The organism is Pseudomonas sp. KH_024_B2 (genome assembly GCF_057839965.1).
The window spans coordinates 2867554-2892730 of sequence record NZ_CM174502.1 but is presented as its reverse complement, the minus strand read 5'-3'; the positions used below and the strand labels follow the sequence as shown (position 1 = coordinate 2892730).

Here is a 25177-nt window from a genome sequence, read left to right as displayed (position 1 = left end):
GGCGGCCTCTTGCAGGAGGCCGCCGTTATTAGGCGTCACTCACTGACGCCACGCCACACGCCCATCACAAAAATAAAATGAGGTGCTCCCGTGGAAATCTCGAAGTCCCGCTGGTACAGCCAGCTGTATGTGCAGGTGCTGATCGGTATCGTCATCGGTGCAGCAATTGGTCACTTTGAACCGCAATTCGGAGCCAAGCTCCAACCTTTTGCGGATGGCTTTATCAAACTCATCAAAATGCTGTTGGCGCCTATTATTTTCGGTACCGTCGTCGTTGGTATCGCTAAGATGGGCAGCATCAAGGAAGTCGGGCGGATCGGCGTCAAAGCGCTGCTCTACTTTGAAATCCTTTCAACCATTGCGCTGGTCATCGGCCTTATTGTGGTCAATATCGCAAAGCCAGGCGCTGGGATGAATATCAACGCTACCACGCTTGATGCCAGCGCTATCGCCAAGTACAGCCAAGCCGCCAGTGAGCAGGGCGGAACAATCGATTTCTTTCTCAACATAATCCCGAGTACCTTCATTGGCGCATTCTCGAATGGCGTCATGCTTCAGGTCATCTTGATTTCGGTTTTGATGGGCGTTGCCCTCGTTCAAATGGGCGAAACCAGCAAACCGCTGATCAATACCATCGACCTGTTTCTGCAAGGGCTGTTCAAGATCGTGGCAATGGTTATGCGTCTGGCTCCGATTGGTGCCGGCGCTGGGATGGCTTTCACTATAGGCAAGTACGGAATTGGTACCTTGCTGTCACTCGGCCAGTTGCTGGTCGCGCTCTACATCACGACCTTGATTTTCATCGTGGTAGTGCTGGGTACGGTTGCTAGATGGTCGGGCATGCCGCTTATGCAATTTCTTCGTTATTTCAAAGATGAAATTCTCATCACGCTTGGCACCTGCTCAACCGAAGCCGTGCTTCCGCGAATGATGGTGAAACTTGAAAAGCTGGGCTGCAAGAAGTCAGTGGTGGGCATGGTGCTACCAACTGGATATGCCTTCAATGCAGATGGCACCTGCATTTACCTCACCATGGCGGCGATTTTTATCGCACAGGCAACCAATACGCCACTGACGTTTATGGATCAGATGATTCTGTTGGGCGTCTTCCTGCTGACCTCAAAAGGCTCCGCTGGCGTGGCGGGTGCCGGGTTCATAACCCTTGCGGCAACGCTCACAACCATCCACTCCATTCCGTTGGTAGGCCTTGTCCTGCTTTTGGGCATCGACCGATTCCTCAACGAAGCGCGAGCCGTGACTAACCTGATCGGCAACGGTATCGGCACCATCGCCATTGCCAAATGGGACAACTCCTTTGACGTCGAAGCCTGCGAGCGTGAGATTGCCGCAATGAAACTCGAAAAGGCAGCGCGAAAAGCATTGTTGGCGCAAAAGTAATCAGCAAAGTTTACCGGTCATTTCCGCTTCAACCACGGCCATGACCGGTAGTGATTTCCAGGTCTCGTTCAACGCGGAACGATCCCAAAGAAGTCCTCGAATGAATTTGATGGAGCCGAAAAAATGATTGAGCGATCTCATCATGAATTGCGCAAGGCGTTTGGTGATTTACTTCATGGAGCAGTCTGTAAATTTGCTGCTTCCGTATTCGATCCCATCTCGGTTCGTATGGCATCCGACCTTGGTTTTGAGGTTGCAATCCAAGGTGGTTCCGTCGCCTCGCTTCAAGTGCTCGGAGCTCCGGACATTTCTCTGCTCACTCTTGATGAATATGCGGAGCAAGTTTCCAGGGTCGGGCGGGCCAGCCAAATCCCAATCATTGGAGACGCTGATCACGGGTTTGGCAACGCGCTCAATGTAATGCGAACGGTCACCGAGCTGCAGAAGGCCGGTGTTGCCGCGCTTACGCTAGAAGACACTCACCTACCGGCCAAATACGACGAGCAATCGCACGTTCTTATCGAAATGGAAGAGGCCGCAAGCAAGATTTACGCTGCGCGGTTTGCCCGTTCAGATGATGCCCTCAGAATCATCGCCCGTACGAATGTGGCCGTTACCACTTTGGAAGATTCCATCGCACGCACTACGGCTTATCAAAAGGCTGGGGCCGATGCGATTTGCCTTGTCGGAGTAAAGGATTTCCAACACTTGGAGGTACTCACCTCGCATCTTTCCGTGCCGATCATGCTGATTAATTATGGAAACCCTGCACTGAGCGATGTTGAGAAACTGAGTGCAGCCAATGTGCGGATCGTGGTCAATGGGCATGCCCCATTTTTGGCTGCTATTAAAGCAAGTTACGAGGCATTGCGTGAGCAGAGCGGATCGAAAGGAGCAGAGCTCTCCCTTCCAGAGTTGCTCTCAAAATACACGCTTTCGGATAATTACCGTGAGTGGGTGGGGATTCCACGCGCACTTGGACACCCATTCCACGAACACTTGGACAGTGATTCCACGCTGACTTGGACACTCATTCCACGAGCACTTGGACAGTGATTTTCCACTGACCCAACCCATGCTCAGGCAGGCAGCGACGCAGGATTATTCACTACCATCGACCTCTTTTCTCGAAGCGAAGAGGTCGTCGTGGAGCGTATATCCATGCGTAAAATCCGAGAGGTACTACGCCTAAAGTTCGACGCCGGCCTGTCCGTGCGCAAGATCGCCACCAGCCTTCGCATCAGCAGTGGCAGCGCCGGCAACTACCTGCATCGCTTCAACGCTTGCGGGCTGACCTGGCCGACGGCGTTGTCGGATGCTGAACTGGAACGCTGTCTGTTCCCGCCAGCGCCGACGGTTCCCAGCGATCAACGGCCGATGCCCGACTGGGCTCATGTTCACGCAGAACTGCGCCGCCCCGGCGTGACTCTGGCTCTGCTCTGGCAAGAGTATCGGCTCAGCCATTCGCAAGGCTTCCAGTACAGCTGGTTCTGCGAGCACTACCGCCTCTGGGCCGCCAAGGTCGATGTGGTCATGCGTCAGGAGCACCGAGCTGGCGAAAAACTGTTCGTCGATTACGCTGGCCAAACCGTGCCAGTTATCGACCGGAAAACCGGCGAAATCCGTCAGACGCAGATCTTCGTCGCCGTCCTGGGCGCCTCAAGCTACACCTTCGCCGAGGCCACCTGGTCGCAAAAACTCCCAGACTGGCTGGGCTCGCACACTCGGTGCTTCGCTTTTCTGGGCGGCACCTCACAGATTCTGGTGCCGGACAATCTACGCAGTGGCGTCACCAAAGCACATCGCTACGAGCCCGACATCAACCCCAGCTACCGTGATCTGGCCGAGCATTACGGCGTAGCGGTGCTGCCCGCGAGATCCCGAAAACCCAAGGACAAAGCCAAGGTTGAAGTTGGTGTGCAAGTGGTCGAGCGCTGGATCCTAGCGGTCTTGCGCGACCGCCAGTTCTTCTCTCTCGGCGAACTCAACATAGCAATCGGACTGCTGCTGGATCGCCTCAATCAAAAGCCCTTCAAGAAGCTGCCCGGCTCGCGCCGGTCGGCCTTCGAGAACATCGACCGGCCCGTGCTGCAACCGCTGCCGGAACATCCTTACGTTTACGCCGAGTGGAAAAAAGTGCGGGTACACATCGACTACCACGTCGAAGTCGACGGCCATTACTACTCGGTGCCGTACCAGCTGGTGAAGCACCAACTCGAAGTGCGGCTGACCGCGCAGACTGTCGAGTGCTTCCACGCCAATCAGCGCGTGGCCAGTCATCTGCGCTCGCAGCACAAAGGTCGCCACACCACCCACACCGAGCACATGCCCAAGAGCCACCGCGAACATGCCGAGTGGACGCCACAACGGCTGATCCGTTGGGCAGAGCAGACCGGCCCGAACACGGCCGGCGTCATCGCCTACATCCTCGAGCGCCGAATTCATCCGCAGCACGGCTTCCGTGCCTGTCTGGGCATCCTGCGCCTGAGTAAACAGCACAGCGAAGAGCGGCTGGAAGCCGCTTGCCAGCGTGCGCTGGCACTCGGCGCATGCAGTTACAAAAGCCTCGAATCGATCCTGCGCCAAGGCTTGGAACGGCTGCCGCTGACCCAGCAAAACCTGCCACTGCTGCCCGAAGAACACATCAACCTGCGTGGCCCCGACTACTACCACTGACCTGAAAAGGAGCATCAAGATGCTACCCAACCCGACTCTGGACAAGCTGCAAACCCTGCGGCTGCACGGCATGATCAAAGCGCTGAGCGAGCAACACGCAACGCCCGACATCAGCGATCTCAGCTTCGACGAACGCCTCGGCCTGATGGTCGACCGCGAAGTGACCGAGCGTGAAGATGCTCGGCTGACCACTCGCCTCAAAGCCGCGAGACTACGCCACAACGCCTGCCTGGAAGATATCGATTACCGCAGCCCGCGCGGCCTGGACAAGGCCCTGATCCTGCAACTCGGTAGCGGCCAATGGCTGCGCGACGGCCTGAATCTGATCATCGGCGGCCCGACAGGCGTAGGCAAAACGTGGCTCGCCTGCGCGCTGGCCCATAAGGCCTGCCGGGACGGTTACAGCGTGCGTTATCTGCGTCTGCCTCGCTTGATGGAAGAACTGGGCCTGGCCCACGGCGACGGTCGCTTCGCCAAACTCATGGCGGGTTATGCCAAGACCGATCTGCTGATCCTGGACGACTGGGGCCTTGCACCGTTTACCGCCGCGCAGCGGCGCGACATGCTGGAACTGCTGGACGACCGTTACGGAAACCGCTCGACGCTGGTGACCAGCCAGATGCCGGTGGATAAATGGCATGCGCTAATCGGTGATCCGACCTTGGGCGATGCGATCCTCGACCGGCTGGTGCACAACGCTTACCGCATCGAACTGAAGGGCGAATCGATGCGCAGGCGCGCAACGAAATTGACTGCAACCGGGACTTCAGACTAACAATGCGAACCTGCGTCGCTGCGCTCCGACTGCCTGTCCAAGTGAGCGTGGAATGAGTGTCCAAATGATCGTGGGCTGAGTGTCCAAGTGTCGTGGAATCCGCACCCTAGACAACGCTGGCTGACATCAACCTGAAGCCTGGATTACATTTCTGTCAGTTGCTGGTTGGCTCGACTGATTCGTTGCAAACTCAGCCTCATCATCACTTTGAGAGCCACCCCATGAGACTTCTGGTTGCTGAAGATGAACCGAAAATAGGTATCTATTTGCAACAGAGCCTGACTGAGGCTGGGTTCAAACTGCCTTCAATATGGAGCTTCCCAGTGCCGGATTGAAACGTACCTAACCTCGTTCAGACACCCCATCGGAGCAAAGGTGGTGGGAGATCTACCTACAGGTCTCAGAGAGGTCAGGGAAGACAAGGTAGTGAGCGTCATGAAAGTAAAGGACACCGCCCCCCATTCCGGACCACGAGAGCACGCCCAAGCTTACTGAAATGTAATCGAACAGTCGGCAGTCATGTGGCATGGTGTCCTGGCTCTATAACGCGGTCATCCTGATTTGTTACCTGGGTTCGGTACGCGGCATACGCTTGGCATTCGCCTGTGGTTTTAACCGGAATTGAGAAATAAAAACTAGATCTACTCCACCAAACCTCGAACCAACAGCTTATGCTGTGAGGAGTCTTGCATGTCATTCTTTAAAACTACTACCGTAGCTGTTGCACTTACCGCCGGTTTGCTCGTGAGCGCTATCGCCCAGGCGCATCCAAAGCTGCTGTCTTCTACCCCTGCGCAGGGCTCGATGTCCGCCGCGCCTTCCAAGATCGAATTGCACTTCTCGGAGAACCTTACGACTCAGTTTTCGGGAGCAAAACTGATTATGACTGACATGCCGGGTATGCCGAATTCGCCGATGGGCGTTAAGGCAGGAGTCGCAGGTGGCGACGACCCGAAAATGATGGTTATCACGCCCGCCGCTCCGCTAACCACCGGCACGTATAAGGTCGAATGGCGGGCGGTCTCTTCCGACACCCACCCCATCACAGGCAACTTCTCTTTTAAAGTGAAATGATTCATGAGCGACTCAATCAACATCGCCCTTCGCTTCGCTCTTTATTTAGACCTGATGCTGCTGTTTGGATTAGCAATTTTTGGCGTGTATAGCCTCAGGGGCAAAGAACGGGTATCCGGCGCTGTCTTGAACTTTGAGTCGCTCCTTTTCGGTGCCGTGGTTGTTGGTGTGCTCCTGTCCCTTGCCGCAATGCTGTTACTTGCGAAAGCAATGAGCGGTGTCTCAGAATTTATGGAGCTTCGCCAGCACATCTTCGAAATGGTGCTTACTGGCACCGACGTTGGGCTTACTTGGATGGTCCGAATAGCGACCCTCGTGCTGGCAGGTATCGCCGTCACACTTAACAAGCGCTTCCCAACCCTCAGCCTATGGGCAATAACCGTCTTCGGTGCTATTGCTCTCGCTACCCTGGCGTGGACAGGACATGGCGCTATGGACGAAGGCAGCCGTCGTTATATACATTTTATTAGCGATATCTTTCACCTTTTGGCAGCCGGCGGCTGGATGGGAGCCCTGGCCGCATTCGCTTTACTGCTGCGCACGAAGATTCTAAATAGCGAACAAGAGGTGCGAATTCTCTCCCGGGTTCTTACCGGGTTTGAATCAGCTGGTGCATTGATCGTAGTGAGTCTAAGTATTACCGGCATAGTAAATTATCTTTTCATTGTAGGTCCAACATTGGAGGGGATAACGTTTAGCACTTATGGTGCGCTGCTGTGTTTGAAAATTTTACTATTTGCAGCGATGGTTGTATTAGCTACGCTGAACCGCTTTCACTTGAGCCCACTTTTAGAACGATCGATCCAGAGCGGAGAATACACTGGCGCCGTTAATGTTTTGCGACGCAGTATGGCCCTGGAGTTCTCGGTAGCAATAATCATAGTGTCTCTAGTCGCTTGGCTAGGAACCTTGAGCCCAGAGATGAACATGGGGGCTGAATAGCGCTCAAAAATCCACATGCACTCAGGAAGGTGCACAAGCCAAGTGAGGAAGGCTTGCTGGCTCAGCGCAACGGAAAAGCCGAGCACGTGCCAGGATTGTATTTTGTAGGTTTACCGAAACAGCGCAATTTCGCTTCGGCCACGCGGAGGGGCGTCGGGCCGGATGCCTGCCACATCCTCCCCAGCCTGACGCGCTTCATCCGCAAACAGGGTGCTGTGATGTAGGCATATTGCCCGTCAGCGCCCATTCAGCGACCGATTTACTGCAGTAATAATATATGTGTTTTTTCGAATATTTATGAGGGCTCGGAATAGTGAATGCTGTGCTTTCGCCTCTTTGAGTAGCGCATTTTGGTGTGTTGCAGCGTAAATATGCGATCCATCTAACTCTTTCCTTTACCTGAAATGCGAAAAAACCTATATTCGATAAACCATATATATTGAGTCGTCATCATGGCTGACCATCTCACGCCGACCACCGTTTTCAAATGCCTGGCCGACGACAATCGGGTTCGCATGATGCTGCTGGTCACCCGCGAGGGAGAACTCTGTGTTTGTGAGTTGACCTGCGCGCTGAGTGAGAGCCAGCCCAAGGTTTCCCGTCACCTGGCCCAGTTGCGTAACTGCGGATTGCTGGCGGATCGTCGGCAAGGTCAATGGGTTTACTACCGACTGCACCCGAACCTGCCTGATTGGGTGCACGCTGTTCTGACCATCGTGCTGCAAGCCAATAAACACTGGTTGAGCCCTGACGCAAAGCGCCTCGATGAGATGGGCGACCGCCCGGAGCGTGCCGCCGCGTGCTGCTGACCGCCCTATCGGCCGGTTCGATAGCTGAAAATCGAACGCCTCCTGACAACTGATACAGAGCACAACAACATGACTATCAAAGTTGGCATCAACGGTTTTGGCCGAATCGGTCGTCTCGCCCTGCGAGCAGCCTGGAGCTGGCCAGAGTTTGAATTCGTGCAGATCAACGATCCGGCAGGCGATGCGGTCACTCATGCACATCTGCTGAACTTCGATTCGGTGCATGGTCGCTGGCACTATCAGGCCGCTGCCGAGGGTGGCTGCATGGTTATCGACGGCAAGCGGATCAAGGTCAGCGCCAACAAAGCCATTGCCGATACCGATTGGTCAGGTTGCGATCTGGTGATCGAAGCCAGCGGCAAAATGAAGACCGTTGCGGTGCTTCAGGGCTATCTGGAGCAAGGCGTGAAGCGCGTTGTGGTCAGTGCACCGGTGAAAGAGCAGGGCGCGTTGAACATCGTCATGGGGGTCAATCATCAGCTGTTCGAACCTGCGGTCCATCGCATTGTGACGGCGGCTTCGTGCACCACCAATTGCCTGGCTCCAGTGGTCAAGGTGATCCACGAGAAACTGGGGATTCGCCACGGTGCGATCACCACCATCCATGACCTGACCAACACTCAAAGTATCCTCGATCAGCCGCACAAGGATCTGCGCCGTGCCCGCGCTTCGGGGATGAGCCTGATCCCGACCAGCACCGGCTCGGCCACGGCCATCGCGGAGATTTTTCCGGAACTGCGCGGACGCCTGAATGGTCATGCCGTGCGCGTACCCTTGGCCAACGCTTCGCTGACCGATTGCGTGTTCGAGGTCGAGCGCGTCACTACCGCAGAGGAAGTGAATCAACTGCTCAAGGACGCCTCCGAAAACGAACTCAAGGACATCCTCGGCTACGAAGAGCGTCCATTGGTGTCCATCGACTATCGTACCGATCCGCGCTCATCGATCATCGACGCGCTGTCGACCATGGTCATCAATGGCACGCAGGTAAAAATCTACGCGTGGTACGACAACGAATGGGCCTATGCCAACCGTACCGTCGAACTGGCGAAAATGGTCGGGCTAGCTGATTGACAGGGAGCAATCATGAAAGTGTTGTCAGCCCTCGCTCCAGAAGTGCGGCAGTACCTGCTCGTTACCGGTAATTACTGGGCCTTCACCCTCACCGATGGTGCCTTGCGCATGTTGGTGGTGCTGCACTTTCATGCGCTGGGCTACAGCCCGCTGCACATCGCTATGCTGTTTCTGTTCTACGAACTCTTTGGCGTGATCACCAATCTGCTCGGCGGCTATCTTGGCGCTCGCCTGGGGCTGAACCGGACCATGAACATCGGTCTGGGCATCCAGGTCGCGGCGCTGCTGATGCTGACGGTGCCCTCGGCCTGGCTGACCATCCCCTGGGTGATGGGCGCTCAGGCGCTGTCGGGGATCGCCAAAGACCTGAACAAGATGAGCGCCAAAAGCTCCATCAAGCTTCTGGTGCCCGATGGGCAACAGGGCAAGCTTTACCAATGGATAGCCATCCTCACCGGTTCAAAAAATGCGCTGAAGGGGATCGGCTTCTTTCTGGGTGGTGCCTTGCTCGCGCTGATGGGATTCAAAGGCGCGGTTCTGGTCATGGCCGCAGCTCTGGCGCTGATCTGGATCGGCAGTCTGATCCTGCTGAAAAAAGACCTGGGTAAAGCGAAAGCCAAGCCAAAATTTCGCGAAATCCTCTCCAAAAGCCGGGCGATCAACATCCTTTCAGCCGCACGGATGTTTCTGTTCGGTGCCCGCGATGTCTGGTTTGTGGTGGCCTTGCCGGTTTATCTGAGTAGCGCCTTTGGCTGGGACTTCTGGATGGTCGGCGGGTTTCTTGCGGCCTGGGTGATTGGCTATGGGATCGTGCAATCGTTCGCACCACGCATCACTGGCAAGAAACGCGGGCATGTCCCTGATGGTCGTGCTGCCTTTCTCTGGGCATTGGCGCTGGCCGGTCTACCTGCCGCAATCGCTCTGGGGTTGAATACAGGGCTATCCGAACAGGTGGTTCTGCTGGGCGGGCTGATGGTTTTCGGTGCGCTGTTCGCGGTGAATTCATCGCTGCACAGTTACCTGATTGTCTCCTACGCCAAGGAAGATGGTGTGTCGCTGGACGTGGGTTTTTACTACATGTCCAACGCCATGGGGCGCTTGATCGGTACCGTCCTGTCCGGTTGGGTTTACCAGGCCTATGGGCTGACTGCTTGCCTGTGGATTTCAACCATCTTTGTGCTGTTGGCGGCATTGATTTCCATTGCCTTGCCCCGGCATATGGGGTCTTGAGGTACCGATCATTTTCGCCGGCATTTACGTACATTCATGCAGCCAGTCAATCAATACCTGGACGCGCTTGGGTAAGGGATTGCGGTGAGGGTGGACGAGGAAATAATCGTAGCGCCCGGGCTGAGTAAAACCGCCAAAGGGCAGGATCAACTCGCCTTGATCTATTCGTCGTTGCACCAGGCACTGGCGACCGATGGCTATACCGACATTATTGATCGCCGCGGTAACGCATAAGTCGGAACGATCAAAGGTCAGGCTTTTATCCGGTAGCCACGCTTGCATGCCTTGATGCCCGGCCCACAGCTGCCACTCTGCATCGTAAACGGCGTTTTCCCAGGCCAGAGCGTCGTGCAGAAGGGTGCAGGTGCGCAGGTTTTCGGGGTTCTCCAGCAAACCATGTCGATGAGCATATTGCGGGCTGCAAACGGGGGCGATGGTTTCGCTCATCAGTTTATGGCTGACCAGTCCGGGGAACTCGCCGTTGGCATACAGCAGGGCCAGGTCGATATTCTGGGTGCGGAAGTCGATGTTGTCGTTTCCGACGCGGATATCCAATGAGATGTGAGGGTAGCGTTGGTGAAAATCGGCCAGGCGTGGCACCAGCCAGCATTGAGCGGCTGAGGGACGGGAATACAGCGCGACTGAACCGGATATTTCCGAGTCGGGTGATTGTTGCAACGCCTCCGTCAACTCCTCCATGACCCCTTGCAGAATCATGAACACTCGCTCGCCCTCGACGGTGAGCCGAACCTGGCGTGTCAGGCGTTCGAACAGGCGCAGCGACAGCGCTCGCTCAAGTCTGCCAATGCGATGGCTCACGGCACTCGGTGTCAGGCAAAGTTCTTGCGCGGCCAGGGAAAAGCTCAAGTGTCGAGCCGCCACCAAAAAAGTATGCAGGTTGGCAAACTGCGCACTATTGAGTGTGGAGCCTGGTCTGGGTGGCAGATTGAGCATCAACGTAATACTCCGCAGACGGCAGTCGGTGGGTCCGTGCCGGTATTGAGCACTGGCACGGACCGACGATCAAGGATTATTGCTGTAGCAGAAACCCCCGCCCTTTAGTCAGGTAGGCGTCCATTTCTTCGGTGGGAACCATGCTGCCCCCGGTTCCCCAAACCAGATGGGTTGCGTTGGCCAGGCGAGACTCGGTCAAGTTCAGACGCTCTCGATACCCCTGCTGTTCTTGCAGAACCCTGATCAGGCCGGGAACGCCTGCCAATGCCGAGGGTTCCAGTTTGATGCCCTCGGTTGACTCCATCAGGGCCAGTAGACGGTACATTTCTTCATCGCTTACGGTGTAGTAACCATCGATCAAGCGCTGCATCGAGCGCCCGACAAAACCGGACGGCCGACCCACCGCCAGGCCATCGGCCGCCGTGGCGTTGTCGATGCCGAAATCATAGACCGAGACCGCATCATGCAGACCCGTATACACCCCCAACAACATGCAGGGTGAGTGCGTCGGCTCGGCGAAGATGCAGTGCACGGCGTCGCCAAAAATGTGTTTGAGGCCAAAGGCGACGCCTCCAGGGCCGCCACCTACACCGCACGGTAGATAAACGAACAAGGGATGCTCTTCATCAACGCTGATGCCCGCAGTCGTTAGCTGTCGCTGCAATCTTTCAGCGGCCACTGCATAGCCCAGAAAGAGGTTGACCGAGTTTTCATCGTCGACAAAATGGCAGTGCGGATCGGACTCCGATTGTTTGCGACCCTGTTCGACGGCCACGCTGTAGTCGGACGCGTACTCCAGCACGGTTACCCCACATGAACGCAGCTTGTCTTTCTTCCATTGGCGAGCGTCGGCTGACATGTGCACGGTGGCCTGAAAGCCCAGACGCGCACTCATGATGCCGATGGACAGCCCCAGATTGCCGGTGGAGCCGACGGCGATACTGTACTGACCGAAAAAATCCCGGGCTTCCTGGCTGTCCAGTTTCGCGTAGCTGTCGCCCGGTTGAATCAGGCCAGCGGCGAGCGCCAGGTCTTCGGCATGCTTGAGTACTTCGTAAATCCCGCCGCGGGCCTTGATCGATCCGGATATCGGTAGCTGATTGTCGGCCTTGAGCCACAAGGCTCCCGTTGAAGCCAGCGGGTATTGCGATGCCAAAGCCGCCTGCAATTTAGCCAGGGGCAAGATCTCGGACTCGATGATGCCGTGACTGGCAACCGTCTGAGGAAAGGCCGACATGAGGTAAGGCGCAAAACGTTCAAGCCGGGCGCTGGCGTCAGCGATATCGGCTGCGCTCAACGCCACGTCCGTCAATGCCTGTGCCGTAGGCGCGAGGGCAGGGTTGAACCAGCTCGTTTCCTTCAGGTTCACCAGTTCGGCGATCAAGGGATGGCTTTCGCACCATGTTTCGATGGTTTTATCCAGGATCATCTTGTTACTCCAGACTTTTAATTGCAGACGGACGGGCTCACACCCAATGCGACAACAGTAGTGTCATCCCCAAGGCGACGACTGATGCGAGCACGGTACCAGCGGTAAATTTTTTCAGCGCATCACTCAGGGAGACGCCCAGGTATTCCTTGACCACCCAGAAAGCCGAGTCAGTCACGGTGGTCCAGCCGATAGCGCCGGCACCGATGGCGATCACCATGAGTTCGCGGTTTTGCCCTGGCATGGTGTCCAGGATTGGCAGAATCATGCCAGCAGCGCTGACCATTGCCACGGTTGCCGAGCCCACGGCCAGGTGCATCAGGCCGGCGACGAGCCAGGCCAGGAGGATCGGATTGATGTCCCATTGCCCCAGAGTGCTGGCGAGGACTTTGCCGACGCCACTGTCAATCAGCACGCCATTGAACGCGCCACCGGCGCCGATGATCAGCAAAATGTTCGCCAGCGGGGTGAAGCAGCTCTGGGTCAAGACCTGCAGTTGCGCCATCTGCAAGCCACGGCGCAGTCCCAGCGCCCAGTAGGCAAAGATCACCGCTATCGCCAGGGCGGTCAGGGGGTTGCCGAGAAAGGCCATCAGGCTGTACAGGCTGGAGCCTTGAGGCAGGCTCATGACAGCCAACGTCTTGCCGACCATCAACAGCAGCGGCAACAGGATGGTAAACAGGGTCAGTCCCAGGCCTGGCAGCTCTCGATGCGGACTCAGGACGCAGCGCTCATCCAGAAAAGCCTGTTGGCTAGCGGGCGCAGTGCGCGAGCAGACCAGGTTGACCCAGACCGGGCCGGCGATGATGGCGGTCGGCAAGCCGACGATCAAACCGTAGAGGATGACGGTGCCGACATCGGCGCCGAGCATCTTGGTAATCGCCATGGCGGCAGGATGGGGCGGCAGCATGCAGTGCACGGTCATCAGCGAAATGGCCAGCGGTAATCCGACATACAGGATGTTGAGGCGGGTTTCCTTGGCGACGACGTAGATCAGCGGGATCAACAAGACAAACCCCACCTCGAAGAACACCGGGATGCCTACGACGAAGCCAACCAGCATCATCGCCCATGCGGCGCGCTGTTCGCCCAGGGCATTGAGCAAAGCCTGAGCGATGCGCTCGGCGCCACCTGACTCTTCGAGCATTTTGCCGAGAATACTGCCCAGACCGATGATCGCTGCGAGGAAGCCCAGAGTGCCGCCCATGCCTTTTTCAAAGGATTCGGCAATGCCCGGCAAGGGCATACCGGCCCCGGCGCCGACGACAAAACTGGCCAGCATCAAGGCCAGGAAGGAATGAACTCTGAATTTGACCACCAGCACAATGATCATCACGATCGCTGCCAGTAGTATCAGTAATAGACCCGCATTTTCTTGCATGACGACCCCTTATTATTTTATTGCCCGCATACCTCACGGTGCGAGGGATTAAGCGTCAGCGCTGAAGGGGTTTACAAAGGATGCTTTTTCAGCAAACGGTTGATCTGATATCACCTATGGCCAGTGCAACCCACCTCGGCTGTTCCGCCGTCAGATCAGTCGCGGGTTGGGGCTAACGCGTATCCAGCCGACCCTTCTCCTGTGCTTGGCTGGATCTGATGTTAAAAAATGTTATTTTAAAAAAACACTTCACATAATTCGATCATTGGAGGATTATCTGTCCAACCTGTATGACAACCTGATAACAAGACAAAAACAGGATGGCTACGATGTTCGACAAGGTCCCGACTCACGTGCTGAGCGACAGCGTCGCCCAGCAGCTGCTGGACAAGATTGAGAACGGTGTGTTCGCCACCGGCAGCAAACTGCCCAGTGAAGCCATGCTTTCAGAAGCCTTCGGCGTCAGCCGCACCGTGGTCCGCGAGGCCATTTCCCGCCTGAAGAACGAAGGCGTGCTGCAGCCCCAACAAGGGCGCGGCATCTTCGTCACAGCCAACGCCAACATCCGCCCGCTGCGTATCGATTATGCCGAAGCCAATCTCCCCGGCAGTGTGTTTCACCTGCTGGCGCTGCGGCGTGCCATCGAGGCGGAAATCGCCTCCGAGGCGGCGCTCAATCGCAGCGAAGCCGATCTGGTGCTGATAGACGAGGCGCTGGCGCGCATCGATGAAGAGGTCGATGAAGGGCTGGACGGTGTTCGCGCCGATGTGGCGTTTCACCGGGCTATCGCTCAAGCCACGGGCAATCCTTACTTTCTCAAGACCCTGGAATTCGTCAGTCAGTACCTGGAGGCAGCCACCCGCATCACCCGCACCAATGAAGCGGGCCGGGCGGATTTCTCCCATCAGGTACATGAAGAACACCAAGCGGTAGTGGCTGCCATCCGGCTGGGCGATCCGCTCGCCGCTGGCCATGCCGCCCGCGCCCATATCTACAACGCGGCCCGCCGTCTGCGCCTTGCTGGCGTGGAATAAGCCGCTGCTTTCCTCTGGAGTCCCCCATGAATAACAAGAATGTCGGTGTTGTCGGTCTGGGCGCGATGGGCCTGGGCATTGCCCGCTCGCTGTTGCGCAGCGGTTTCAATGTGCATGCCTGCGATGTGCGTGCACAGGTGACGGAGCAGTTTGCCGGCGAGGGCGGGGTGGCGTGCTCTTCGCCCGCGCACATGGCCGCTGAGTGCGACGTGATCATTACTGTGGTGGTGAATGCCGAGCAGACCGAGACCGTATTGTTTGGCGAGGGTGGTGCCGTCGCTGCGTTGCGCCCTGGCAGCCTGGTGATCGGTTGCGCCACCGTGGCCCCGACCTACGCCGTGGATCTGGGCCAGCGCCTGGCCGGGCAAGACCTGCTGTATCTGGATGCACCGATCTCCGGTGGCGCGGCCAAGGCGGCTGCCGGTGAGATGACCATGATGACCTCCGGCCCGGCCGAGGCTTATGCCAAGGCAGATGCGGTACTCGCGGGTATGGCTGGCAAGGTCTATCGCCTCGGTGATGCCCACGGCCTGGGTTCCAAGGTCAAGATCATCAATCAGCTGCTCGCCGGGGTGCACATCGCTGCCTCTGCCGAAGCCATGGCGCTGGGCCTGCGCGAAGGGGTCGATGCCGATGCGCTTTACGAAGTGATCACCCACAGCGCCGGTAATTCCTGGATGTTCGAAAACCGCGTGCCGCACATTCTCAAGGCCGACTACACGCCGTTGTCCGCGGTGGATATTTTCGTCAAGGACCTGGGGCTGGTGCTGGATACCGCCCGGGCCAGCAAATTCCCGTTGCCGCTGTCGGCCACCGCCCACCAGATGTTCATGCAGGCTTCCAGTGCAGGCTTCGGTCGCGAGGATGATTCGGCAGTGATCAAGATTTTCCCCGGCATTGAGCTGCCGACTGCCAAGACTGAGCCTGTTTGAGGAACGCCCAATGAACCCATCCACTGCACGCCCATTGCTGGGTTGCATCGCTGACGATTTCACCGGGGCCACGGACCTTGCCAACATGCTGGTGCGCGGCGGTATGCGCACCGTGCAAAGCATCGGCATTCCGAGCCGCGAGGTGGCTGCCGGGCTCGACGCCGATGCGATCGTCATTGCCCTGAAGTCGCGCACCATTCCCGTCGCCGAAGCGCTCGAACAGTCCCTCGCAGCGCTGGCCTGGCTGCGTGAGCAAGGCTGCGAGCAGATCTTCTTCAAGTATTGCTCGACGTTCGACTCCACCGCGGCCGGTAATATCGGCCAGGTCAGCGAAGCGTTGCTGGCGGCGCTGGGTAGCGACTTCACCCTGGCGTGCCCGGCGTTCCCGGAGAATGGCCGGACGATCTTTCGCGGCCACTTGTTTGTGCAGGATCAGTTGCTCAGCGAATCGGGCATGCAGCATCACCCGTTGACGCCGATGACCGATGCCAACCTGGTTCGGGTGCTGCAATCGCAGACTAGCCTGAATGTCGGCCTGTTGCGCTACGACACCATTGCCCAAGGGGCCGAGCAGGTGCGTGGGCGAATCGCCGAGCTGCGGGCTCAAGGTGTCGGCATGGCGATCGCCGATGCCTTGTCGGACCGCGATCTGTACACCCTCGGCACCGCCTGCGCCGACCTGCCGCTGTTGACCGGCGGTTCGGGGCTGGCCCTGGGCTTGCCGGAAAACTTCCGTCGCGCCGGCAAATTGCGCGACCTCGATGCCGCGAAACTCCCGGCGGTGTTCGGCGGTGAAGTGGTGTTGGCCGGTAGTGCTTCGATCGCCACCAACGGGCAAGTCGCGGCCTGGCTCGAAGCCGGCCGGCCGGCGCTGCGGATTGATCCATTGGCCCTGGCGGCGGGCGAGCCGGTCGTGGCCCAAGCCTTGGCCTTCGCCAAGGACAATGAACAGACCGTATTGATCTACGCCACCAGCACCCCGGACGAAGTGAAGGCGGTGCAACAGCAACTTGGCGTCGAACGGGCCGGTACATTGGTGGAGAACGCCTTGGGTGAGATCGCTCAGGGCCTGCGTCAGAGCGGCGTGCGACGCTTCGTCATCGCTGGCGGTGAAACCTCGGGCGCCGTGGTTCAGGCGCTGGGTGTGCAACTGCTGCAGATCGGCGCGCAGATCGATCCGGGTGTGCCGGCGACGGTCAGCAGTACTGATGAGCCTCTGGCCCTGGCACTCAAATCGGGCAACTTCGGTGGTCGCGATTTCTTCAGCAAAGCCTTGAAGCAACTGGCCGGAGGTGCGCAATGAGTAATGAAAACGCCTTGCGCGAAGAAATCTGCCAGGTTGGCCGCAGCCTTTATGAACGCGGTTACACCGTCGGCAGCGCCGGCAATATCAGCGCGCGCCTGGACGACGGCTGGCTGATCACACCAACCGACGTCTGCCTCGGCCGCCTCGATCCGGCGACCATCGCCAAGGTCAATCTGGCCGGCGAATGGGTGTCCGGTGACAAACCCTCAAAGACATTGGCGCTGCATCGCCAGGTCTACGACCGCAACCCGAACGTCGGTGGCGTGGTGCATACCCATTCCACCCATCTGGTGGCGTTGACGCTGGCAGGTGTCTGGCAGCCGGACAACATCCTGCCGCCGCTGACGCCCTATCAGGTGATGAAAGTCGGGCCTATCCCGTTGATTGGCTACCAGCGTCCCGGCTCGCCGAAGGTCGCCGAACAGGTCGCGCAACTGGCCAACAGCGTTCGCGGCGTGATGCTCGAACGGCTGGGTCCGGTGGTCTGGGAGAGTTCGGTTTCCAGGGCCAGCTACGCCCTGGAAGAACTCGAGGAAACCGCACGGCTGTGGCTGATGAGCAATCCCAAGCCCGAGCCGCTCGATCAGGCGGCGCTGGACGAGCTGCGAGAGACTTTCGGTGCGCATTGGTAGAGCGCTGATTTTTTTAAAACGATAGAACACGACAGATAGATAACGCAGGCCCTGTCCGGGAGACGCGCAGCGACTCTCGATGGCCCCGGCTTGCCTAAAAATACAATAACAAGAGGAATTTCAGGCATGACTCGCCTTCACTGTGGCATTTTCAGCAGAACCCTTTCGTTCACCCGACGTGGAGGGCTGCTGAAATGAGCCCGTTAATCCTGATGGTTACCGCAGGGCTAGGGATCGCTCTGTTGTTGTTCCTGGTGCTCAAGTACAAGTTCCAGCCCTTCGTGGCCTTGATGCTGGTGAGCATTCTGGTGGCGCTGGTGGCCGGGGTGAAACCGGCCGATCTGGTCGCCACCATCGAAGGCGGCATGGGCAAGACCCTGGGCCATATCGCGATCATCATTGCCCTGGGCGCGATGATCGGAAGGATCATCGAGCTCTCCGGTGGTGCCGAGGCGCTGGCCAAGACGCTGATTAGCCGTTTCGGCAATCGACGCACGCCGCTGGCGCTGACGATTGCCGGGTTCATGGTCGGGGTGCCGGTGTTCTTCGAGGTCGGTGTGATCATCCTGATGCCGCTGGCCTATGGTGTTGCCCGCAGTGCGCGTAAGCCGCTGCTGGTGTTCGCGCTGCCGATGTGCGCTGCCTTGTTGACCGTCCACGCCTTTCTGCCGCCACATCCGGGTGCAGTGGCCGCTGCCAGCCAGTTGGGCGCCGACCTTGGCCGGGTGCTGATGTTCGGTCTGCCGATCACCGCGTTCCTTTGCTATGTCGGCTACCGCGTGGCCGGGCGCATGACCCGTCGGGTGTACCCGATGACCGACGATATTCGTGCCGAGGTCTATGGCCCGCATGTCACCAACGAAGATCTGGCCGCCTGGTCCAATGGCAACGGCAAGAGCGCTGAGCGAGCGGCTGTGGCCGTGTCGCACATGGGCCTGGAAGAGGCCACCAGCAGCATCGTCTCGAAGTTGCCGCCGGCGCCACCACCGGGTTTCGGTATGATCGTCAGCCTGATCGCGCTACCGATCATTCTGATTCTGCTGGGGACGCTGTCCACCTCGTTGCTGCCTGCCGAATCGGTCCTGCGCGGCATCATGACCGTGCTCGGCGCGCCGCTGGTGGCGCTGCTGATCGATACCTTGCTGTGTGCCTGGTTGCTGGGTTCGCGTCGGGGCTGGAGTCGTACTCAGGTGTCCGACGTGATCGGCTCGGCCTTGCCCGGTGTGGCCATGGTGATTCTGATTGCCGGTGCCGGCGGTGTGTTCGGCAAGGTGCTGGTGGATACCGGAATCGGCGCGGTGGTCTCCGATATGCTGCGCACCACCGGTCTGCCGGTGCTCGCGCTGGGCTTCCTGTTGACCATGCTGTTGCGTGCGGTTCAGGGTTCGACCACGGTAGCGCTGGTGACTACCGCCGGCATCATCAGTCCGCTGATCGCTACCCTCGATCTCACGGCGAACCACATGGCACTGTTGTGCCTGGCCATGGGCGGTGGCGGGTTGGCCATGTCCCATATCAATGATGCCGGTTACTGGATCTTCACCAAGCTGTCCGGGCTGAACGTGGCCGACGGCTTGCGCACCTGGACGGTGTTGACCACCTTGCTCGGTACGTTGGGTTTCGGTATTACCCTGCTGATCTGGCCGTTTGTCTAACGAAACTGTAGGAGCACGGCTTGCCGGCGATGGCGTACTTGAGATCGCCATCGTCGGAACGCCGCCCGGAGCAAGCTCGGCTCCTACAAAAAAGCCATCAATCTATAGGAGCTAACATGCCTCGTTTTGCTGCCAACCTCAGCATGCTCTACCCGGAACACGAGTTTCTCGATCGCTTTGCTGCCGCGGCCGCCGATGGTTTCGAAGCGGTGGAGTACCTGTTTCCCTACGACTTCAGCGCCCAGGAACTCAAACAGCGCTTGAGCGACAACGGCCTGGTACAGGCACTGTTCAACGCGCCGCCCGGCGATTGGGCGGCGGGCGAGCGCGGCACGGTGTCATTGCCCGGCCGCGAGAGTGAATTTCGTAGCGGTTTCGATCGCGCGCTGGAGTACGCCGCGGTGCTGGGCAACTCGCGCATCCATGTGATGGCCGGGCTGCTGCCGTCGGAAAACGATCGTCCACGGCATCATGGCGTGTACCTGGAGAACCTGGCTTACGCCACCGCGCAGGCCGCCAAAACCGGCATCACGGTGCTGCTCGAACCGATCAATACGCGGGACATGCCGGGCTTTTTCCTCAATCGCCAGGATCAGGCCCAGGCCATCTGCAAGGAAGTGGGCGCCCCTAACCTGAAGGTTCAGTTCGACTGCTACCACTGCCAGATCGTCGAGGGCGATCTGGCCACTAAACTGCGCCGGGACTTCGACGGCATCGGCCATATCCAGATCGCTGGCGTGCCGGACCGGCATGAGCCGGACCTGGGAGAAGTCAACTATCCCTATCTGTTCGAGCTGATCGACCAGTTGGGATATGACGGCTGGGTCGGGTGCGAATACCGGCCGCGTGGCAACACCTCGGCCGGCTTGCAGTGGTTGCGTGACTGGAAGGCGCGCTAACGCCCTACACGCTGCTATCGGAAGGCAACAACAGTTCGACACCCTGCTTGCGGATGCTATCGGCCGCGGCAGGGGTCAGCGCATCGTCGCTGAGGATGATGTCGAACTGCTCGAGCCCGGCGATCCGGTACATGCTGAACGTGCCGTACTTCGAACTGCTGGCCACCAGCACCACTTGCGAGGCCGATTGCATCGCGACTTGCTTGACCTCCACCTTCAACGCCGAAGGCGTGGTGAGGCCGCGATGCAAATCCCAGGAACTGGTAGAGATGAAGGCGATATCGGTGACGACCTGGCGCAAGGTGGCCACCGCCAGACCGCCCACGCACGATTGATTGGAATGATCCAGCTGCCCGCCCGTGTGAATCACCGTGACATGGGGCGCATCGATCAACGCCTGGACAATCCCGAAGTCGTTGGTCACCACGGTCATGCCCGACAGCGCCTTGATGTACGGGACGATCTCCAGCGTGCTCGTCCCCGCATCCAGATAAATCGTCATATCGGCATGCAGTAACCGTGCGGCAAGCTTGGCCATCGCCTGTTTCTGCGGTAACTCGACCACCGCCTTGAATTGATGGCTGGGCTCGCTGTGGAGCTGGCTGGCAATTCGCACGCCACCGGTGACCGAGTAAGCACGGCCTTCCTGTTCAAGCAGCGCGATATCGCGGCGGATGGTCATGTGCGAACAGTCGAACATCTCCATCAACTGATGAACGCTCAGCACCTGATGCTTGCGCAACTGGCGCAGCATCAACTCACGGCGCTGCTCAGGAATCATCGGTGCGCCGCTTTCGACGGCGATGTCCTTTTGACTAGGCATTCGAGCTCCAGAATGAAGAAAACCGCCAACAAGAGAGCGGGGCAAACATAGTAGCGAATCTGCGGTAAAGGAACGAGTTGTTGCGTAGATCAAAAGATCGTCCGAACGCGGCCCGAACCTTCGGCAGCTCCTACAATGGATAGGCGCGCGCCAGGCTTGGCGTGTGAATCACGTGGAGGATTTTGTCATGCTGATTATGCCCAACCTGTTCTTCGCCGGACGTTGCGAAGAAGCGCTGAAGTTCTACGAATCCGCTGTTGGTGCCAAAATCGAATTTATATTTTATTCCAGGGAAGCCCCGCTAGGACAGCAGATGCCCGATCCGGACAGCGTCATGCATGCCCGTTTGCGTATCGGCGATAGCCAGTTATGCGCTTCCGATGGCTGCAGTGACAACAACCCGACGACGAGAATGTCGCTGTTTGTTTCGGTAAAGGATACCGACGAAGGGCAGCGGGTGTTCGATGCGTTGGCGGTCGATGGCACTGTCAGCATGCCGTGGGGTAAAACGTTCTGGGCTGAAGGTTTTGGCATGTTGGTCGATCAGTTTGGCATCGGTTGGATGGTCAATTGTGAGCTGGCTACAGCCTGATTCGACTTTTTCGGGCAAAAAAAATCCAATGTGGGAGCGAGCCTGCTCGCGATGCAGGCAGCGCGGTTTTTCAGATGTACCGCGTCGCTGCAATCGCGAGCAGGCTCGCTCCCACAGGTTTTGCATTCGACGCTTCTTTTCTTAATTTCCCCCCCATCCTAAATTGTTACCAGACGTACCTTCACAGCGCAAAACGCTGCTCCGGTAACAGCCGCGAGCACCTTCGAAAAACGCTTCGATAATTTACCTGTCGTCTTGTAAGCCCCATTCCAGAAGGCTGTCACCTTATTTAAAGACCTTTTCGAGCGTCCACTCAACGAGTTGGCCGCTTGATTGCATATGCTTGTATGTACAAGTAAGTGTGTGTGCGTAAGAGTCTTGGCGCACGCGTTCCAGTAGCAGTACTCATGCGCCACAAGCGCTCATATTGGTTTTTAGGGATTGAATAATGAAAAAAGCATTGCTGACCCTTTCTACACTGGCGTTGTGCATGGCCGCAGGCTCCGCGCTGGCCAAGGAATACAAGGTACTGCGTTTTGGCGTTGACCCTTCCTACGCACCGTTCGAGTCGAAAGCGGCCGACGGCAGCCTGGTGGGTTTCGATATCGACCTGGGCAATGCAATCTGCGCCGAGCTGAAGGTCAAGTGCAAATGGGTCGAAAGCGACTTCGACGGCATGATTCCTGGCCTCAAAGCCAATAAGTTCGACGGCGTCATCTCCTCCATGACCGTCACCCCGGCCCGCGAGAAAGCTATCGATTTCTCCAATGAGCTGTTCTCCGGTCCGACCGCGCTGGTGTTCAAGAAAGGCTCCGGCATCGACATTGCCCCGGCATCGCTCAAAGGCAAAAAAGTCGGTTACGAGCAAGGCACCATCCAGGAAGCCTACGCCAAAGCCGTACTGGACAAGGCGGGCGTCACCACCCAGGCTTATGCCAACCAGGATCAGGTCTATGCTGACTTGATCTCCGGGCGCCTCGACGCTTCGATCCAGGACATGCTGCAAGCCGAACTGGGCTTTTTGAAGTCGCCGCTAGGTGTCGATTTCGAGGTCAGCCAAGCGGTCGACAGCGAACTGCTGCCATCCAAAACTGCGGTGGGCCTTTCGAAAGGCAACACTGAGCTCAAGGCCCTCCTGGATAAAGGTATCAAAGCGATACACGACGACGGCACCTACGCCACCATCCAGAAGAAACACTTTGGCGATCTGAATCTTTACAGCGGCAAATAATGTTCTGGCGCCCATTCGCAAGATGGGCGTTTTTTTTGACTGCCAAAGGCCTGACCCATGTTCGAAAACCTGTTACTGACTCTGGGGCTTTCCTCCTTCAGCTTGAAGGGCTTCGGCCCGTTGCTGATGGAAGGCACCTGGATGACCGTCAAATTATCGATACTGTCGCTATTGTTGAGCGTACTGCTCGGCCTGCTCGGCGCCAGTGCCAAACTTTCCAGCACCCAGCTGTTGCGTGTTCCGGCGCAGCTCTACACCACGCTGATTCGCGGGGTGCCGGACCTGGTGCTGATGCTGCTGATTTTCTACAGCCTGCAAACCTGGCTGAGTACCTTTACCGACTTCATGGAATGGGAATACATCGAGATCGACCCGTTCAGCGCCGGGATCATTACCCTGGGCTTTATTTATGGCGCCTATTTCACCGAAACCTTCCGCGGCGCGATCCTCGCCGTGCCGCGCGGGCAGATGGAAGCAGCCACCGCTTACGGCTTGAGCCGCAGCCAGCGCTTTCGCTTCGTGGTGTTCCCGCAAATGATGCGCTTCGCCCTGCCGGGCATCGGCAATAACTGGATGGTGATCCTCAAGGCCACTGCACTGGTGTCGATCATCGGCCTCGCCGATCTGGTCAAGGCCGCTCAGGATGCCGGCAAAAGCACCTATCAACTGTTCTTCTTTCTGGTGATTGCAGCGCTGATTTACCTGCTGATTACCAGCGCGTCGAACGTCGTCCTGCGCTGGCTTGAGCGGCATTATGCGTCGGGTTCCCGGGAGGCTGTACGATGATCGAACTTCTACAGGATTACTGGAGGCCTTTCCTCTATAGCGACGGTTACCACATCACTGGCCTGGCCATGACCCTGTGGTTGCTCAGCGCCTCGATCTTCATCGGTTTTCTGGTGTCGATCCCGCTGTCTATCGCCCGGGTCTCACCCAGGTTTTACCTGCGCTGGCCGGTAGAGTTCTACACCTACCTGTTCCGCGGCACACCGCTCTATATCCAGCTGCTGATCTGCTACACCGGGATCTACAGCCTTGCCGCAGTGCGCGCGCAGCCGGTGCTCGATGCGTTCTTTCGCGACGCGATGAACTGCACCATCCTCGCTTTTGCCCTGAACACCTGTGCCTACACCACGGAGATTTTTGCCGGGGCGATCCGCAGCATGGCCCATGGTGAAGTCGAAGCGGCGAAAGCCTACGGCCTGACCGGCTGGAAGCTGTACGCCTACGTGATCATGCCGTCGGCCCTGCGTCGCTCGTTGCCGTACTACAGCAACGAAGTGATCCTGATGCTGCACTCGACCACCGTGGCCTTTACCGCGACCGTCCCGGACATATTGAAAGTCGCCCGTGACGCCAACTCGGCGACCTTTTTGACCTTTCAATCGTTCGGCATTACCGCGCTGATCTACCTGAGCGTCACCTTTGCGCTGGTCGGCTTGTTCCGCCTCGCCGAACGCCGTTGGCTGGCCTTCCTTGGCCCGGCTCACCAGGCCTAGCGGCTACCTGTTTTCGTCTTGAGGATGCTTGCACCCATGTACAAACTGACCATTGAAAATCTACATAAAAGCTACGGCAGCCACGAAGTGCTCAAGGGTGTCTCGCTGAAAGCCAAAACCGGTGATGTGATCAGCCTGATCGGCGCCAGCGGTTCGGGCAAGAGCACCTTTCTGCGCTGCATCAACTTTCTCGAAACACCCAACAGCGGCGCCATGAGCCTGGACGATCAGTCGATTCGCATGGTCAACGATCGGCACGGTATGCGCGTGGCCGACGCCGCCGAACTGCAACGACTGCGCACGCGTCTGGCAATGGTATTCCAGCATTTCAACCTGTGGAGCCACATGACGGTGCTGGAAAACATCACCATGGCCCCGCGTCGGGTGCTGGGTGTCAGCAAGAAAGAAGCAGAAGATCGGGGTCGACGCTATCTGGACAAGGTTGGTCTGCCGGCCCGCGTCGCCGATCAATACCCGGCGTTCCTCTCTGGCGGTCAACAACAGCGTGTGGCCATCGCCCGGGCCTTGTCCATGGAACCGGAAGTCATGCTGTTCGACGAGCCGACCTCGGCCCTCGACCCGGAACTGGTGGGCGAAGTGCTCAAGGTGATTCAGGGGCTGGCCGAAGAAGGCCGGACCATGATCATGGTCACCCACGAAATGAGCTTCGCTCGCAAAGTGTCAAACCAGGTGCTGTTTCTGCATCAGGGACTGGTCGAAGAGCAGGGCGCTCCCGAGGACGTACTGGGCAACCCCCAGAGCGAGCGGCTGCGTCAGTTCCTCAGTGGTAACCTGAAGTAAGCATCCGTACAACACCTTTTGAGTGACTGGC

Annotated in this window: 24 protein-coding genes and 2 pseudogenes; 22 read left to right on the top strand and 4 right to left on the bottom strand. The window is 58.0% G+C overall.

Annotated elements, in window-relative coordinates; all coding sequences use genetic code 11:
• The first annotated feature begins 90 nt into the window (after positions 1–90).
• From dctA to arsJ, 11 genes and pseudogenes are all read left to right on the top strand, one after another.
• Positions 91–1398 carry a C4-dicarboxylate transporter DctA gene (dctA, locus tag AC3I0A_RS13600; protein WP_489378349.1) on the top strand — a complete coding sequence of 436 codons (1308 nt, stop codon included), beginning with the start codon at positions 91–93 and terminating at the stop codon, positions 1396–1398.
• Between the two features lie 123 nt (positions 1399–1521).
• Complete coding sequence (locus AC3I0A_RS13595) at positions 1522–2454, top strand: isocitrate lyase/PEP mutase family protein (RefSeq protein WP_489378348.1); 933 nt, start codon at positions 1522–1524, stop codon at positions 2452–2454.
• A 105-nt stretch (positions 2455–2559) separates the two neighbouring features.
• On the top strand, positions 2560–4074 hold the full coding sequence (gene istA, locus AC3I0A_RS13590) for an IS21 family transposase (protein WP_489374736.1): 1515 nt from the start codon (positions 2560–2562) through the stop codon (positions 4072–4074).
• A gap of 19 nt (positions 4075–4093) precedes the next feature.
• Entirely contained in the window at positions 4094–4849 is a 756-nt protein-coding gene (gene istB, locus AC3I0A_RS13585; RefSeq protein ID WP_489374734.1) for an IS21-like element ISPsy14 family helper ATPase IstB, read from the top strand.
• Positions 4850–5070: 221 nt separating this feature from the next.
• Positions 5071–5151: pseudogene (locus AC3I0A_RS13580) on the top strand (DNA-binding response regulator); the annotation flags it as partial.
• A 388-nt stretch (positions 5152–5539) separates the two neighbouring features.
• Positions 5540–5923 carry a copper homeostasis periplasmic binding protein CopC gene (gene copC / locus AC3I0A_RS13575; RefSeq protein ID WP_489378347.1) on the top strand — a complete coding sequence of 128 codons (384 nt, stop codon included), beginning with the start codon at positions 5540–5542 and terminating at the stop codon, positions 5921–5923.
• 3 nt (positions 5924–5926) lie between these two features.
• Positions 5927–6865, top strand: a complete 939-nt coding sequence (copD, locus tag AC3I0A_RS13570; protein WP_489378346.1) for a copper homeostasis membrane protein CopD — start codon at positions 5927–5929, stop codon at positions 6863–6865.
• Positions 6866–6915: 50 nt separating this feature from the next.
• Positions 6916–7089, top strand: a pseudogene (locus AC3I0A_RS13565) (monooxygenase); the annotation flags it as partial.
• 228 nt (positions 7090–7317) lie between these two features.
• Positions 7318–7674: a metalloregulator ArsR/SmtB family transcription factor gene (locus AC3I0A_RS13560; protein ID WP_489378344.1), complete on the top strand. Its 357-nt coding sequence runs from the start codon at positions 7318–7320 to the stop codon at positions 7672–7674.
• Positions 7675–7743: 69 nt separating this feature from the next.
• Positions 7744–8748, top strand: a complete 1005-nt coding sequence (locus AC3I0A_RS13555; protein ID WP_489378343.1) for an ArsJ-associated glyceraldehyde-3-phosphate dehydrogenase — start codon at positions 7744–7746, stop codon at positions 8746–8748.
• Positions 8749–8760: 12 nt separating this feature from the next.
• On the top strand, positions 8761–9978 hold the full coding sequence (gene arsJ / locus AC3I0A_RS13550; protein WP_489378342.1) for an organoarsenical effux MFS transporter ArsJ: 1218 nt from the start codon (positions 8761–8763) through the stop codon (positions 9976–9978).
• 24 nt (positions 9979–10002) lie between these two features.
• Here the strand turns inward: arsJ and dsdC are convergent, their stop codons facing one another.
• From dsdC to AC3I0A_RS13535, 3 genes are all read right to left on the bottom strand, one after another.
• Positions 10003–10932 carry a DNA-binding transcriptional regulator DsdC gene (dsdC, locus tag AC3I0A_RS13545; protein ID WP_489378341.1) on the bottom strand — a complete coding sequence of 310 codons (930 nt, stop codon included), beginning with the start codon at positions 10930–10932 and terminating at the stop codon, positions 10003–10005.
• 76 nt (positions 10933–11008) lie between these two features.
• On the bottom strand, positions 11009–12361 hold the full coding sequence (dsdA, locus tag AC3I0A_RS13540) for a D-serine ammonia-lyase (protein WP_489378340.1): 1353 nt from the start codon (positions 12359–12361) through the stop codon (positions 11009–11011).
• Between the two features lie 37 nt (positions 12362–12398).
• Positions 12399–13742, bottom strand: a complete 1344-nt coding sequence (locus tag AC3I0A_RS13535; RefSeq protein ID WP_489378339.1) for a GntT/GntP/DsdX family permease — start codon at positions 13740–13742, stop codon at positions 12399–12401.
• 329 nt (positions 13743–14071) lie between these two features.
• On the opposite strand from AC3I0A_RS13535, the gene AC3I0A_RS13530 reads away from it, so the two are divergent.
• The 6 genes from AC3I0A_RS13530 (at position 14072) to otnI (ending at position 20200) form a co-directional block, all read left to right on the top strand.
• Positions 14072–14776, top strand: coding sequence for a FadR/GntR family transcriptional regulator (locus AC3I0A_RS13530; RefSeq protein WP_489378338.1), 705 nt, complete (start codon positions 14072–14074; stop codon positions 14774–14776).
• Between the two features lie 26 nt (positions 14777–14802).
• Positions 14803–15708, top strand: coding sequence for an L-threonate dehydrogenase (gene ltnD / locus AC3I0A_RS13525; protein ID WP_489378337.1), 906 nt, complete (start codon positions 14803–14805; stop codon positions 15706–15708).
• Between the two features lie 10 nt (positions 15709–15718).
• The gene (gene otnK / locus AC3I0A_RS13520) at positions 15719–17011 is read left to right on the top strand and encodes a 3-oxo-tetronate kinase (protein WP_489378336.1); all 1293 of its coding nucleotides are present in this window, start codon (positions 15719–15721) and stop codon (positions 17009–17011) included.
• On the top strand, positions 17008–17646 hold the full coding sequence (otnC, locus tag AC3I0A_RS13515; RefSeq protein WP_489378335.1) for a 3-oxo-tetronate 4-phosphate decarboxylase: 639 nt from the start codon (positions 17008–17010) through the stop codon (positions 17644–17646). Before otnK ends, otnC begins: the two co-directional genes overlap by 4 nt.
• Before the next feature lie 194 nt (positions 17647–17840).
• Complete coding sequence (locus tag AC3I0A_RS13510) at positions 17841–19301, top strand: GntT/GntP/DsdX family permease (protein ID WP_489378334.1); 1461 nt, start codon at positions 17841–17843, stop codon at positions 19299–19301.
• A 116-nt stretch (positions 19302–19417) separates the two neighbouring features.
• Positions 19418–20200, top strand: coding sequence for a 2-oxo-tetronate isomerase (gene otnI / locus AC3I0A_RS13505; RefSeq protein WP_489378332.1), 783 nt, complete (start codon positions 19418–19420; stop codon positions 20198–20200).
• Positions 20201–20204: 4 nt separating this feature from the next.
• On the opposite strand, the gene AC3I0A_RS13500 is transcribed toward otnI, so the two are convergent.
• Positions 20205–21023 (bottom strand): DeoR/GlpR family DNA-binding transcription regulator, encoded by an 819-nt coding sequence (locus tag AC3I0A_RS13500; RefSeq protein WP_489378331.1) that lies wholly within the window; start codon positions 21021–21023, stop codon positions 20205–20207.
• A 187-nt stretch (positions 21024–21210) separates the two neighbouring features.
• Between AC3I0A_RS13500 and AC3I0A_RS13495 the strand changes: the two genes are divergently transcribed.
• The 5 genes from AC3I0A_RS13495 to AC3I0A_RS13475 all read left to right on the top strand — a co-directional run bounded on the left by AC3I0A_RS13495 (position 21211) and on the right by AC3I0A_RS13475 (position 25146).
• Entirely contained in the window at positions 21211–21615 is a 405-nt protein-coding gene (locus tag AC3I0A_RS13495; protein WP_489378330.1) for a VOC family protein, read from the top strand.
• A 448-nt stretch (positions 21616–22063) separates the two neighbouring features.
• A complete protein-coding gene (locus AC3I0A_RS13490; protein ID WP_489378329.1) occupies positions 22064–22846 on the top strand; it encodes a transporter substrate-binding domain-containing protein in 783 nt (260 codons plus the stop codon).
• A gap of 57 nt (positions 22847–22903) precedes the next feature.
• Positions 22904–23632, top strand: coding sequence for an ABC transporter permease (locus tag AC3I0A_RS13485; RefSeq protein WP_489378328.1), 729 nt, complete (start codon positions 22904–22906; stop codon positions 23630–23632).
• Complete coding sequence (locus tag AC3I0A_RS13480; protein ID WP_489378327.1) at positions 23629–24345, top strand: ABC transporter permease; 717 nt, start codon at positions 23629–23631, stop codon at positions 24343–24345. The genes AC3I0A_RS13485 and AC3I0A_RS13480 overlap by 4 nt, the downstream gene beginning before the upstream one ends.
• A 36-nt stretch (positions 24346–24381) precedes the next feature.
• Positions 24382–25146, top strand: a complete 765-nt coding sequence (locus AC3I0A_RS13475; RefSeq protein ID WP_489378326.1) for an ABC transporter ATP-binding protein — start codon at positions 24382–24384, stop codon at positions 25144–25146.
• Positions 25147–25177 lie beyond the last annotated feature (31 nt).

Coding starts and splice junctions, on each gene's coding strand:
- otnK (WP_489378336.1), top strand. CDS start 15,719: ATGAACCCATCCACTGCACGCCCATTGCTGGGTTGCATCGCTGACGAT.
- otnI (WP_489378332.1), top strand. CDS start 19,418: ATGCCTCGTTTTGCTGCCAACCTCAGCATGCTCTACCCGGAACACGAG.
- AC3I0A_RS13495 (WP_489378330.1), top strand. CDS start 21,211: ATGCTGATTATGCCCAACCTGTTCTTCGCCGGACGTTGCGAAGAAGCG.
- AC3I0A_RS13490 (WP_489378329.1), top strand. CDS start 22,064: ATGAAAAAAGCATTGCTGACCCTTTCTACACTGGCGTTGTGCATGGCC.
- istB (WP_489374734.1), top strand. CDS start 4,094: ATGCTACCCAACCCGACTCTGGACAAGCTGCAAACCCTGCGGCTGCAC.
- dsdC (WP_489378341.1), bottom strand. CDS start 10,932: ATGCTCAATCTGCCACCCAGACCAGGCTCCACACTCAATAGTGCGCAG.
- AC3I0A_RS13555 (WP_489378343.1), top strand. CDS start 7,744: ATGACTATCAAAGTTGGCATCAACGGTTTTGGCCGAATCGGTCGTCTC.
- AC3I0A_RS13560 (WP_489378344.1), top strand. CDS start 7,318: ATGGCTGACCATCTCACGCCGACCACCGTTTTCAAATGCCTGGCCGAC.
- AC3I0A_RS13530 (WP_489378338.1), top strand. CDS start 14,072: ATGTTCGACAAGGTCCCGACTCACGTGCTGAGCGACAGCGTCGCCCAG.
- arsJ (WP_489378342.1), top strand. CDS start 8,761: ATGAAAGTGTTGTCAGCCCTCGCTCCAGAAGTGCGGCAGTACCTGCTC.
- copD (WP_489378346.1), top strand. CDS start 5,927: ATGAGCGACTCAATCAACATCGCCCTTCGCTTCGCTCTTTATTTAGAC.
- AC3I0A_RS13480 (WP_489378327.1), top strand. CDS start 23,629: ATGATCGAACTTCTACAGGATTACTGGAGGCCTTTCCTCTATAGCGAC.
- istA (WP_489374736.1), top strand. CDS start 2,560: ATGCGTAAAATCCGAGAGGTACTACGCCTAAAGTTCGACGCCGGCCTG.
- copC (WP_489378347.1), top strand. CDS start 5,540: ATGTCATTCTTTAAAACTACTACCGTAGCTGTTGCACTTACCGCCGGT.
- AC3I0A_RS13500 (WP_489378331.1), bottom strand. CDS start 21,023: ATGCCTAGTCAAAAGGACATCGCCGTCGAAAGCGGCGCACCGATGATT.
- dsdA (WP_489378340.1), bottom strand. CDS start 12,361: ATGATCCTGGATAAAACCATCGAAACATGGTGCGAAAGCCATCCCTTG.
- otnC (WP_489378335.1), top strand. CDS start 17,008: ATGAGTAATGAAAACGCCTTGCGCGAAGAAATCTGCCAGGTTGGCCGC.
- AC3I0A_RS13475 (WP_489378326.1), top strand. CDS start 24,382: ATGTACAAACTGACCATTGAAAATCTACATAAAAGCTACGGCAGCCAC.
- ltnD (WP_489378337.1), top strand. CDS start 14,803: ATGAATAACAAGAATGTCGGTGTTGTCGGTCTGGGCGCGATGGGCCTG.
- AC3I0A_RS13595 (WP_489378348.1), top strand. CDS start 1,522: ATGATTGAGCGATCTCATCATGAATTGCGCAAGGCGTTTGGTGATTTA.
- AC3I0A_RS13535 (WP_489378339.1), bottom strand. CDS start 13,742: ATGCAAGAAAATGCGGGTCTATTACTGATACTACTGGCAGCGATCGTG.
- AC3I0A_RS13485 (WP_489378328.1), top strand. CDS start 22,904: ATGTTCGAAAACCTGTTACTGACTCTGGGGCTTTCCTCCTTCAGCTTG.
- AC3I0A_RS13510 (WP_489378334.1), top strand. CDS start 17,841: ATGAGCCCGTTAATCCTGATGGTTACCGCAGGGCTAGGGATCGCTCTG.